The sequence below is a fragment of the Escherichia sp. MOD1-EC5189 genome (genome assembly GCF_002966045.1).
GTDB classification, from domain to species: domain Bacteria; phylum Pseudomonadota; class Gammaproteobacteria; order Enterobacterales; family Enterobacteriaceae; genus Escherichia; species Escherichia coli_F.
Map to the genome: position 1 here is coordinate 44383 of NZ_PTRX01000030.1, position 9847 is coordinate 54229.

10 protein-coding genes and 2 tRNA genes are annotated in these 9847 nt (G+C 51.8%); 8 read left to right on the forward strand and 4 right to left on the reverse strand.

What is annotated here, in order from left to right; all coding sequences use genetic code 11:
• Positions 1-3: 3 nt before the first annotated feature.
• From srlB to srlA, 3 genes are read right to left on the reverse strand one after another with little or no spacing between them, the layout of a single operon-like run.
• A complete protein-coding gene (gene srlB / locus ATB02_RS20890; RefSeq protein WP_000216201.1) occupies positions 4-375 on the reverse strand; it encodes a PTS glucitol/sorbitol transporter subunit IIA in 372 nt (123 codons plus the stop codon).
• A 10-nt stretch (positions 376-385) separates the two neighbouring features.
• Positions 386-1345: a PTS glucitol/sorbitol transporter subunit IIB gene (gene srlE, locus ATB02_RS20895; protein ID WP_000196932.1), complete on the reverse strand. Its 960-nt coding sequence runs from the start codon at positions 1343-1345 to the stop codon at positions 386-388.
• The gene (gene srlA, locus ATB02_RS20900) at positions 1342-1905 is read right to left on the reverse strand and encodes a PTS glucitol/sorbitol transporter subunit IIC (protein WP_000573321.1); all 564 of its coding nucleotides are present in this window, start codon (positions 1903-1905) and stop codon (positions 1342-1344) included. The genes srlE and srlA overlap by 4 nt, the downstream gene beginning before the upstream one ends.
• 255 nt (positions 1906-2160) lie before the next feature.
• Between srlA and mltB the strand changes: the two genes are divergently transcribed.
• Positions 2161-3246 (forward strand): lytic murein transglycosylase B, encoded by a 1086-nt coding sequence (gene mltB, locus ATB02_RS20905; protein WP_001352999.1) that lies wholly within the window; start codon positions 2161-2163, stop codon positions 3244-3246.
• Between the two features lie 38 nt (positions 3247-3284).
• On the opposite strand, the gene ATB02_RS20910 is transcribed toward mltB, so the two are convergent.
• Positions 3285-3524 carry a hypothetical protein gene (locus ATB02_RS20910; protein WP_032184982.1) on the reverse strand — a complete coding sequence of 80 codons (240 nt, stop codon included), beginning with the start codon at positions 3522-3524 and terminating at the stop codon, positions 3285-3287.
• A gap of 182 nt (positions 3525-3706) precedes the next feature.
• Between ATB02_RS20910 and pncC the strand changes: the two genes are divergently transcribed.
• From pncC to ATB02_RS20945, 7 genes are all read left to right on the forward strand, one after another.
• Positions 3707-4204, forward strand: a complete 498-nt coding sequence (pncC, locus tag ATB02_RS20915) for a nicotinamide-nucleotide amidase (RefSeq protein WP_032184981.1) — start codon at positions 3707-3709, stop codon at positions 4202-4204.
• A 79-nt stretch (positions 4205-4283) separates the two neighbouring features.
• Positions 4284-5345 carry a recombinase RecA gene (recA, locus tag ATB02_RS20920; RefSeq protein WP_000963143.1) on the forward strand — a complete coding sequence of 354 codons (1062 nt, stop codon included), beginning with the start codon at positions 4284-4286 and terminating at the stop codon, positions 5343-5345.
• Positions 5346-5412: 67 nt separating this feature from the next.
• The gene (gene recX, locus ATB02_RS20925; protein WP_000140516.1) at positions 5413-5913 is read left to right on the forward strand and encodes a recombination regulator RecX; all 501 of its coding nucleotides are present in this window, start codon (positions 5413-5415) and stop codon (positions 5911-5913) included.
• A gap of 127 nt (positions 5914-6040) precedes the next feature.
• The gene (alaS, locus tag ATB02_RS20930) at positions 6041-8671 is read left to right on the forward strand and encodes an alanine--tRNA ligase (protein ID WP_000047170.1); all 2631 of its coding nucleotides are present in this window, start codon (positions 6041-6043) and stop codon (positions 8669-8671) included.
• Positions 8672-8905: 234 nt separating this feature from the next.
• Positions 8906-9091 (forward strand): carbon storage regulator CsrA, encoded by a 186-nt coding sequence (gene csrA / locus ATB02_RS20935; protein WP_000906486.1) that lies wholly within the window; start codon positions 8906-8908, stop codon positions 9089-9091.
• Positions 9092-9405: 314 nt separating this feature from the next.
• Positions 9406-9498, forward strand: a tRNA-Ser gene (locus ATB02_RS20940).
• Positions 9499-9501: 3 nt separating this feature from the next.
• Positions 9502-9578, forward strand: a tRNA-Arg gene (locus ATB02_RS20945).
• Positions 9579-9847: the final 269 nt, after the last annotated feature.

Here is a 9847-nt window from a genome sequence, read left to right on the forward strand (position 1 = left end):
TTTTTACTCCTTAACAGATTCAAACTTCAAAACCGATCCCGGCGCGATATCGTCGGGTACAGGGCCTGCCACATGGACAGTGCCCGGAAATTCCGCTTCGTTTAAACCATCGAAGCGCAGGGTGACATGACCCAGTTCGCGAAGGTTGTCTTCCGCCACGCTGCCAACGGCGGTCACCGGATAGCGATGCTGCCCGAGCGAAAATTGCAAACCGGGATGGAGTGCACCTTTCAACTCGCCGTGGCAATGAATGAAGCAATACTCTTCGAGATCCGCAGGCGCGCCTTCACGAAAGGTGATGAGCATCTGGTCGCTGAGGGCGTCAGTGGCACTCGCGCCGATACGGGTGATGGTGGTCTGATAAATAACGGTCATGTTTCAGCCTCTATTGATAGATAAAACCGGAGACAAACCAGGCGATCAGTACAGTCGGCGCGCCGGTTAAAAAGCGGCTCACCAGTACAGAAGGGACACCGACGCGAACCGTGTCCTGACGGGCTTCCGCCAGCGACAAACCGACCGGGATGAAGTCGCAGGCCGCCTGCGCGTTGATGGCAAACAGTGCAGGTAAAGCCAGATGCGGCGGAATATTGCCGAGACCAATCTGCACGCCAATCAATACGCCGATAACCTGTGCGATAACTGCGCCTGGGCCGAGGAAAGGTGAAAGCAGCGGGAAGGAGCAGATGAGCGCCAGCATGACCAGACCCAGTGGATGGCTCGCCAGCGGAGCAAGACCGTGGGCAATCCAGTCACCAAGGCCAGAAGCCATAATGATGCCAATGAGCGCCGAGACGAACGCCATAAACGGCAGAATGGTTTTTAATACAGTGTCGATGGTGTCACGGCCAGATTGAAACAGCACGGCAACGGCAGAACCCATGCCCATTCCTACCTTCGCCAGTAAACCATCGCTTTGTTCGGTGATTTTCTTGCTGGTGTCATAGTCACGCCCTACGGAGGAGAGGGGGGGGGTCGCATCACCCACTACAGTGATGTTTTCTTCTTTCACGCCAGAGACATAAATATCTTCCACAATGTACTGCGCCAGCGGGCCGGACTTGCCCGTCGAGTGGATATTAATGGTGGGAATACGCCGTTTTGGATAGATGCCGCAGCGTAATGTGCCGCCACAGTCGATTACTGCGACACCAATTTCTGCCTCCGCGGGTTCACCTTCTTTAAATCCGTCGATAGCCTGCCAGCCAGTAAGCTGTGCCAGTTTGTCGACAATTGCAGGACGTGTACCGGCGGTGATATAGACGATTTTTTTGCCCGGTGTGGCTTCCAGCTCAAGCGGGCCGCCCCAGCCACCCGTTCCTTTTTCGATCCGAATACGTGTCATGATGTTGCTCCTGCCAGGTGAACTTTTTGTTCAAGTTGAATGCCCATCTTTTTCTCAAAAATAGCGGTGGTCAGATCGGTTACCCAGCCGCGGAAGAAGTTGGTCACCAGACCAACCAACAGATAGCTCACCGCCAGTGGGCCAAGTGGCAGGTTCAGCGTTGTCAGACCGCTGGCAATGCCAAGATAAACAAACAGTTCGCCAGGGTTGATATGGGGGAAGAGGCCATTCATTGAGTGGCAGCTATAAGAGGCCGCCGCATAATAGCTGGGTTTGTACTTTTCCGGCATAAAGCGACCCAGGCTTAAGGTCATCGGATTGCAAAAGACAAACGTGCCAATGCACGGTAACAGCAGGTAACGGGAAACAGGGTTACCGGCGCAACGTTGAGCAAAACGTTCAATACGATGCTGACCGATAAAATTAATCAGTGCGTTCATGATAACCAGCAGGCTAATCAACAGCGGAAGAATGCCGGTCACCATCCCGGTAAACACCTCTCCGCCCTTTTGGAACAGCCCGATAAACCACTCTGCACCATGAGTAATGGTTTCTATCATTGTTCTCTCCTTCAGGATTTATTGTTTTATTACCAAACGGCAACCTAATCTAATCAGATTGAAAGATTTAAAAGTGTTATTTTGATCGCAAAATGAAAGATAAATATTTTAACTTGAAAGTTAAAATGAAAGGATAGCGAGGAGAATGAGTTGAGTTATGTAAAGTCCGTATCGGGCAGTGACTACCGCTTCCTTGTGCGGGGCGTGATGCTTTACCATACTTGCCCCTGGTTGAATCTGTTAAATGGACCCCTCATGTTCAAGCGTCGTTATGTAACATTGCTTCCCCTTTTTGTGTTGCTTGCCGCCTGTAGCAGCAAGCCAAAACCTACTGAGACTGAAACGACCACCGGAACGCCGTCTGGCGGCTTCCTGCTTGAGCCGCAGCACAATGTGATGCAGATGGGCGGCGATTTCGCTAACAACCCGAATGCCCAGCAGTTCATCGACAAAATGGTGAGCAAACACGGTTTCAATCGTCAGCAGTTGCAGGAAATTCTCTCCCAGGCGAAACGTCTGGATTCGGTATTGCGGCTGATGGATAACCAGGCACCAACCACATCGGTGAAACCGCCATCAGGTCCGAACGGCGCATGGCTGCGTTATCGCAAAAAATTTATTACGCCGGACAACGTGCAAAACGGCGTGGTTTTCTGGAATCAGTATGAAGACGCGTTGAATCGTGCGTGGCAGGTGTATGGTGTACCGCCGGAAATTATCGTCGGGATTATCGGCGTCGAAACTCGCTGGGGACGCGTGATGGGGAAAACCCGTATCCTCGATGCGCTGGCAACGCTGTCATTTAACTACCCACGCCGCGCGGAGTATTTCTCTGGTGAGCTGGAAACCTTCTTGCTGATGGCGCGCGACGAGCAGGACGATCCGCTCAATCTGAAAGGCTCTTTTGCCGGTGCGATGGGCTACGGTCAGTTTATGCCATCGTCTTATAAACAATATGCAGTGGATTTTAGCGGCGACGGGCATATCAACCTGTGGGATCCGGTTGATGCCATCGGTAGTGTGGCGAACTATTTTAAAGCGCACGGCTGGGTGAAAGGTGATCAGGTTGCGGTGATGGCAAACGGTCAGGCTCCAGGCTTACCGAATGGCTTCAAAACCAAGTACAGCATTTCACAACTTGCTGCAGCTGGACTAACGCCACAGCAGCCGCTGGGCAATCATCAGCAGGCCAGCTTACTGCGCCTGGATGTTGGCACCGGTTATCAGTACTGGTACGGTTTGCCGAACTTCTACACTATCACCCGTTACAATCACAGCACCCATTACGCAATGGCCGTCTGGCAGTTAGGACAAGCCGTGGCACTGGCGCGCGTGCAGTAACTATTTGCAAGAGGGGGGTTAAACTTCCCTCTGTTTTCTTACTGTTTATTCGAATGACGTAATTGCTTGATTTTTTTCGACAGCGATATCGCATATCCCAGGCAGACAACGCCTAACGCAGCCTGACCGAAGTCGAAAGGTTCAAGGTAGCCAGAAGATAAAATTTTACATATCACTGAAACCAGTGCGCCGATGCCACCAATGATGACCCAAATACGCATTTGCGTGGTTTGTTTAAGCACGTTTTGTGGCGTGTTATCCGTTTTCTTTGTTGCCATTGCTATTCTCTCCCTGTGAATACATATCAATGTGAACGCGGCATGGTAGCGCTTTTTCTTTACCGACTGGTCGCAACAGTCTTTTTCCGGAACGCAACTCGTAAAATCAATCGCTCGTCCCCATCTTCTGCGGGAAAGTGCTATCTTGTCCGGCATATATTTTTTGACTGACTGAGGTTGTGATGATTGACAGTGAACTGATGCAGTTAAGCGAACAGGTAGGGCAGGCGCTGAAAGCCCGTGGCGCAACCGTAACAACTGCCGAGTCTTGTACCGGCGGTTGGGTAGCGAAAGTGATTACCGATATTGCCGGTAGTTCCGCCTGGTTTGAACGCGGATTTGTCACCTACAGTAACGAAGCCAAAGCGCAGATGATCGGCGTACGCGAAGAGACGCTGGCGCAGCACGGCGCGGTGAGCGAACCCGTCGTGGTGGAAATGGCGATAGGCGCACTGAAAGCGGCTCGTGCTGATTATGCCGTGTCTATCAGCGGTATCGCTGGGCCGGATGGCGGCAGTGAAGAGAAACCTGTCGGCACTGTCTGGTTTGCTTTTGCCACTGCCCGCGGCGAAGGCATTACCCGCCGGGAATGCTTCAGCGGTGACCGTGATGCGGTGCGTCGTCAGGCTACTGCGTATGCATTGCAAACCTTGTGGCAACAATTTCTACAAAACACTTGATACTGTATGAGCATACAGTATAATTGCTTCAACAGAACATATTGACTATCCGGTATTACCCGGCATGACAGGAGTAAAAATGGCTATCGACGAAAACAAACAGAAAGCGTTGGCGGCAGCACTGGGCCAGATTGAGAAACAATTTGGTAAAGGCTCCATCATGCGCCTGGGTGAAGACCGTTCCATGGATGTGGAAACCATCTCTACCGGTTCGCTTTCACTGGATATCGCGCTTGGGGCAGGTGGTCTGCCGATGGGCCGTATCGTCGAAATCTACGGACCGGAATCTTCCGGTAAAACCACGCTGACGTTACAGGTGATCGCCGCAGCCCAGCGTGAAGGTAAAACCTGTGCGTTTATCGATGCTGAACACGCGCTGGACCCAATCTATGCACGTAAACTGGGCGTCGATATCGACAACCTGCTGTGCTCCCAGCCGGACACCGGCGAGCAGGCACTGGAAATCTGTGACGCTCTGGCGCGTTCTGGCGCAGTAGACGTTATCGTCGTTGACTCCGTGGCGGCACTGACACCGAAAGCGGAAATCGAAGGCGAAATCGGCGACTCTCACATGGGCCTTGCGGCACGTATGATGAGCCAGGCGATGCGTAAGCTGGCGGGTAACCTGAAGCAGTCCAACACGCTGCTGATCTTCATCAACCAGATCCGTATGAAAATTGGTGTGATGTTCGGTAACCCGGAAACGACTACCGGTGGTAACGCGCTGAAATTCTACGCTTCTGTTCGTCTCGACATCCGTCGCATCGGCGCGGTGAAAGAGGGCGAAAACGTGGTGGGTAGCGAAACCCGCGTGAAAGTGGTGAAGAACAAAATCGCTGCGCCGTTTAAACAGGCTGAATTCCAGATCCTCTACGGCGAAGGTATCAACTTCTACGGCGAACTGGTTGACCTGGGCGTGAAAGAGAAGCTGATCGAGAAAGCGGGCGCGTGGTACAGCTACAAAGGTGAGAAGATCGGTCAGGGTAAAGCGAATGCGACTGCCTGGCTGAAAGACAACCCGGAAACTGCGAAAGAGATCGAGAAGAAAGTACGTGAGTTGCTGCTGAGCAACCCGAACTCAACGCCGGATTTCTCTGTAGATGACAGCGAAGGCGTAGCAGAAACTAACGAAGATTTTTAATTGTCTTGTTTGATACACAAGGGTCGCATCTGCGGCCCTTTTGCTTTTTAAGTTGTAAGGGTATGCCATGACAGAATCAACATCCCGTCGCCCGGCATATGCTCGCCTGTTGGATCGTGCGGTACGCATTCTGGCGGTGCGCGATCACAGTGAGCAAGAACTGCGGCGTAAACTCGCGGCACCGATCATGGGCAAAAATGGCCCCGAAGAGATTGATGCCACGGTAGAAGATTACGAGCGTGTTATTGCCTGGTGCCATGAACATGGCTATCTCGATGACAGCCGATTTGTTGCGCGCTTTATCGCCAGCCGTAGCCGCAAAGGTTATGGACCTGCGCGTATTCGCCAGGAACTGAATCAGAAAGGTATTTCCCGCGAAGCGACAGAAAAAGCGATGCGTGAATGTGACATCGACTGGTGCGCACTGGCGCGCGATCAGGCGACGCGAAAATATGGCGAACCTTTGCCAACTGTCTTTTCAGAAAAAGTTAAGATCCAGCGTTTTCTGCTCTATCGCGGCTATCTGATGGAGGATATCCAGGATATTTGGCGAAATTTTGCCGACTGAACGCATACGGTATTTTACTTCCCAGTCAAGAAAACTTATCTTATTCCCACTTTTCAGTTACCAGCCCAGCGGTTAAGACACGCTGTCGCTGGTGGCGATATTTCGTTAGCTTGATTTCAGGATAATTATGAGCAAGAGCACCGCTGAGATCCGTCAGGCGTTTCTCGACTTTTTCCATAGTAAGGGACATCAGGTAGTTGCCAGCAGCTCCCTGGTACCCCATAACGACCCAACTTTGTTGTTTACCAACGCCGGGATGAACCAGTTCAAGGATGTGTTCCTTGGGCTCGACAAGCGTAATTATTCCCGCGCTACCACTTCCCAACGCTGCGTGCGTGCAGGTGGTAAACACAACGACCTGGAAAACGTCGGTTACACCGCGCGTCACCATACCTTCTTCGAAATGCTGGGCAACTTCAGCTTCGGCGACTATTTCAAACACGATGCTATTCAGTTTGCATGGGAACTGCTGACCAGCGAAAAATGGTTTGCCCTGCCGAAAGAGCGTCTGTGGGTTACCGTCTATGAAAGCGACGACGAAGCCTACGAAATCTGGGAAAAAGAAGTAGGGATCCCGCGCGAACGTATTATTCGCATCGGCGATAACAAAGGTGCGCCATACGCATCTGACAACTTCTGGCAGATGGGTGACACTGGTCCGTGTGGCCCGTGCACCGAAATCTTCTACGATCACGGCGACCACATTTGGGGTGGCCCTCCGGGAAGTCCGGAAGAAGACGGCGACCGTTACATTGAGATTTGGAACATCGTCTTCATGCAGTTCAACCGCCAGGCAGATGGCACGATGGAACCGCTGCCGAAGCCGTCTGTAGATACCGGTATGGGTCTGGAGCGTATTGCTGCGGTGCTGCAACACGTTAACTCTAACTATGACATCGACCTGTTCCGCACGCTGATCCAGGCAGTAGCGAAAGTCACTGGCGCGACCGATCTGAGCAATAAATCACTGCGCGTAATCGCTGACCACATTCGTTCTTGTGCGTTCCTGATCGCGGATGGCGTAATGCCGTCCAATGAAAACCGTGGTTATGTACTGCGTCGTATCATTCGTCGCGCAGTGCGTCACGGTAATATGCTGGGCGCGAAAGAAACCTTCTTCTACAAACTGGTTGGTCCGCTGATCGACGTTATGGGCTCTGCGGGTGAAGACCTGAAACGCCAGCAGGCACAGGTTGAGCAGGTGCTGAAGACTGAAGAAGAGCAGTTTGCCCGCACGCTGGAACGCGGTCTGGCGCTGCTGGACGAAGAGCTGGCGAAACTTTCTGGCGATACGCTGGATGGCGAAACTGCTTTCCGTCTGTACGACACCTACGGTTTCCCGGTTGACCTGACGGCTGATGTTTGTCGTGAACGCAACATCAAAGTTGACGAAGCTGGTTTTGAAGCAGCAATGGAAGAGCAGCGTCGTCGTGCGCGCGAAGCCAGTGGCTTTGGTGCCGATTACAACGCAATGATCCGTGTTGACAGTGCATCTGAATTTAAAGGCTATGACCATCTGGAACTGAACGGCAAAGTGACTGCGCTGTTTGTTGATGGTAAAGCGGTTGATGCCATCAATGCAGGCCAGGAAGCTGTGGTCGTGCTGGATCAAACGCCATTCTATGCGGAATCTGGCGGTCAGGTTGGCGATAAAGGTGAACTGAAAGGCGCTAACTTCTCCTTTGCGGTGGAAGATACGCAGAAATACGGCCAGGCGATTGGTCATATCGGTAAACTTGCTGCGGGTTCTCTGAAAGTGGGCGACGCGGTGCAGGCTGATGTTGATGAGGCTCGTCGCGCTCGTATTCGTCTGAATCACTCCGCAACGCACCTGATGCACGCTGCGCTGCGCCAGGTTTTGGGTACTCATGTATCGCAGAAAGGTTCACTGGTTAACGACAAAGTGCTGCGCTTCGACTTCTCACACAACGAAGCGATGAAACCAGAAGAGATTCGTGCGGTTGAAGACCTGGTGAACGCGCAGATTCGCCGTAACTTGCCGATCGAAACCAACATCATGGATCTCGAAGCGGCGAAAGCGAAAGGTGCGATGGCGCTGTTTGGCGAGAAGTATGATGAGCGCGTACGCGTGCTGAGCATGGGCGATTTCTCCACCGAGCTGTGTGGCGGTACTCACGCAAGCCGCACCGGTGATATTGGTCTGTTCCGCATCATCTCTGAATCGGGTACTGCTGCAGGTGTTCGTCGTATCGAAGCGGTAACCGGAGAAGGCGCTATCGCCACCGTCCATGCAGACAGCGATCGCTTAAGCGAAGTCGCACATCTGTTGAAAGGCGATAGCAATAATCTGGCTGATAAAGTGCGTTCAGTACTGGAACGTACGCGTCAGCTGGAAAAAGAGTTACAACAGCTTAAAGAACAGGCTGCCGCACAGGAGAGCGCAAATCTTTCCAGTAAGGCAATTGATGTTAATGGTGTTAAGCTGTTGGTTAGCGAGCTTAGCGGTGTTGAGCCGAAAATGTTGCGTACCATGGTTGACGATTTAAAAAATCAGCTGGGGTCGACAATTATCGTGCTGGCAACGGTAGCCGAAGGTAAGGTTTCTCTGATTGCAGGCGTATCTAAGGACGTCACAGATCGTGTGAAAGCAGGGGAACTGATTGGTATGGTCGCTCAGCAGGTGGGCGGCAAGGGTGGTGGACGTCCTGACATGGCGCAAGCCGGTGGTACGGATGCTGCGGCCTTACCTGCAGCGTTAGCCAGTGTGAAAGGCTGGGTCAGCGCGAAATTGCAATAATATAAGCGCCAGGCAATGCCGTGGACTCGCTTCACGGCATTCGCATTAACGCTATCGACAACGATAAAGTCAGGTTGAAGTTGTGTATATCGGCTAAACTTAGGTTTAACAGAATGTAATGCCATGACTGCTTACATGTAATGTGTTTGTCATTGCTTACTTTTTGGCGTTATATGATGGATAATGCCGGGATACAGAGAGACCCGACTCTTTTAATCTTTCAAGGAGCAAAGAATGCTGATTCTGACTCGTCGAGTTGGTGAGACCCTCATGATTGGGGATGAGGTCACCGTGACAGTTTTAGGGGTAAAGGGCAACCAGGTACGTATTGGCGTAAATGCCCCGAAGGAAGTTTCTGTTCACCGTGAAGAGATCTACCAGCGTATCCAGGCTGAAAAATCCCAGCAGTCCAGTTACTAATCTTTCCGCGTCTCATCTTTATCGGTGAGACGCACCCTCAAAATTCCTCCTTCACTCCATTGTTTTTTCGCTTTACTCCCGTTCATTCAACTTTAGTCTCCATTTTTTGCATTACTGCTATCTGTCAGACCTCCGTTTTTCTGTTGATAAAACACTCTTTTTGACGTTTTTACAGACTAATTGAGTGTGAATTGTGCAAACGATAAAAGTGTGGGAAAAATTGTTTGACTTATAAGTCTCAGAAAGTAATATGTGCGCCACGCAGCGACGATGAGCGATAAACAAGTTCTTCGAAGCACTCGTAAGAGGCGTGTGGTGAGGTGGCCGAGAGGCTGAAGGCGCTCCCCTGCTAAGGGAGTATGCGGTCAAAAGCTGCATCCGGGGTTCGAATCCCCGCCTCACCGCCATTTGCATCCGTAGCTCAGCTGGATAGAGTACTCGGCTACGAACCGAGCGGTCGGAGGTTCGAATCCTCCCGGATGCACCATATTCTACGAAATCTTCAGCGATGAAGGTGTCGAAGAGGTGGAGGTACTAACCGCAAGCATCAGGGAGGATAACGTTGCTTTAGCAACGGCCCGAAGGGCGAGCCGTAAGGCGAGTAATCCTCCCGGATGCACCATCTCTTACTTGATACGGCTTTAGTAGCGGTATCAAAAAATCTGCAGTAAAGTAAGTTTCCCGATGCATCCGTAGCTCAGCTGGATAGAGTACTCGGCTACGAACCGAGCGGTCGGAGGTTCGAATCCTCCCGGA

What these genes read in the sequence shown, in the direction of transcription:
- pncC (WP_032184981.1), top strand. Translation starts at nt 3,707, where the DNA reads ATGATTGACAGTGAACTGATGCAGTTAAGCGAACAGGTAGGGCAGGCG.
- recA (WP_000963143.1), top strand. Translation starts at nt 4,284, where the DNA reads ATGGCTATCGACGAAAACAAACAGAAAGCGTTGGCGGCAGCACTGGGC.
- csrA (WP_000906486.1), top strand. Translation starts at nt 8,906, where the DNA reads ATGCTGATTCTGACTCGTCGAGTTGGTGAGACCCTCATGATTGGGGAT.
- alaS (WP_000047170.1), top strand. Translation starts at nt 6,041, where the DNA reads ATGAGCAAGAGCACCGCTGAGATCCGTCAGGCGTTTCTCGACTTTTTC.
- recX (WP_000140516.1), top strand. Translation starts at nt 5,413, where the DNA reads ATGACAGAATCAACATCCCGTCGCCCGGCATATGCTCGCCTGTTGGAT.
- ATB02_RS20910 (WP_032184982.1), bottom strand. Translation starts at nt 3,524, where the DNA reads ATGGCAACAAAGAAAACGGATAACACGCCACAAAACGTGCTTAAACAA.
- srlE (WP_000196932.1), bottom strand. Translation starts at nt 1,345, where the DNA reads ATGACACGTATTCGGATCGAAAAAGGAACGGGTGGCTGGGGCGGCCCG.
- srlA (WP_000573321.1), bottom strand. Translation starts at nt 1,905, where the DNA reads ATGATAGAAACCATTACTCATGGTGCAGAGTGGTTTATCGGGCTGTTC.
- srlB (WP_000216201.1), bottom strand. Translation starts at nt 375, where the DNA reads ATGACCGTTATTTATCAGACCACCATCACCCGTATCGGCGCGAGTGCC.
- mltB (WP_001352999.1), top strand. Translation starts at nt 2,161, where the DNA reads ATGTTCAAGCGTCGTTATGTAACATTGCTTCCCCTTTTTGTGTTGCTT.